The organism is Vibrio sp. 1402 (assembly GCF_033340275.1).
In genome coordinates, this window is sequence record NZ_JAWOWE010000078.1 from 1 (window position 1) to 1,120 (window position 1,120).

Genomic DNA, 1,120 nt, shown 5'->3' on the forward strand with positions numbered 1-1,120 from the left:
CCTTACCTTCAAACTCGACATTAATTAGGTTGAAGCTGTTTTTGTTCAGCAGTTGATTCGCGTTGCTGCCAAAAAGCTGCGCAATCGACGTTTTGTTTTTGCCTTGTTGACGATGAATTTGAATGTCACCTTTTTCATTCGTTAAGAACACGTAACCTGTGTCCTCAATTTGGAAGCTGTTTAGAAGTGACACCATGTCATCCATCGACTTAGATAGACCCGACATCGAGATACCGTTTAAGTCTTGGTAGTTAGTGAACATTTTCACTTCACCATTAGCTTCTTGGAAAACACTCACTGATGTTTCGCGACCCGAAGAGGTGAAACCAAAGAACCACGCGTCTTGCGAATGGTTTAGCTGACGCAAGAAACCATTTTGGTTCCAGTAGTACGCCGTTTTACGGTTTGCGACCGATGCGTCATTCAATCCATACTGAGATTTGATGTTGTTTAGCTGCTGAACAAGCTGCGTTTCAGAAAACTGTGGGTGATCAGTATTTTTTAGCGCTTCGACAACAAATTCGTTTGTTGCTAGTTGCTTCGCCGCTTGCTGCATTTGCACAACTTCGCGGTCAATTTCAGTATTAATTTGTTGCAGCATGGCTGGCAACTCAATATCAATCAGGCGGTGACTTAACACGTCTCTCGCATGGCGTTGAGCCATCACACCAACGATAATGGTTGATGCAAGAACAGCAAAAGTAATACCAAGTACAACCTTTTGTTTGATACTCAGAGAATGAAGTTTCAACATATTCGGACCTTTTAAAAGAATCACTTGTTATTGGCATCCTAGATAGTGGCTATCAGGTGCATATCTCTGTGACATACACAGCATGGAACCTATATCGACCTGAGCGAACAAAACTAGAGGTATTTCTCACTATCTTATGCAAAATAAATGTAACACCCTGTCATTCAAGCACTTTCAGCGTTTTTCTTCGCTTGCAATCCTTTTCTTTGCCCCAATATTGAAAAGATAAATTTCGAGAGTGAACAGGAACTTTTTCCTGATTGGCAATGACCAATACTCAAAACGAAAATCAAATGGATATCGAGAGTCCAAAGCATGCATAAATCAAACTTCGAAACTCTTCAGCACTATTTAGAGTCTCAGATC

General features: G+C 41.0%; 1 pseudogene. It reads right to left on the reverse strand.

Going from position 1 to position 1,120, the window contains the following annotated elements:
• Positions 1–754 (reverse strand): annotated as a pseudogene (locus R7044_RS24225) (cache domain-containing protein); the annotation flags it as partial.
• Positions 755–1,120 lie beyond the last annotated feature (366 nt).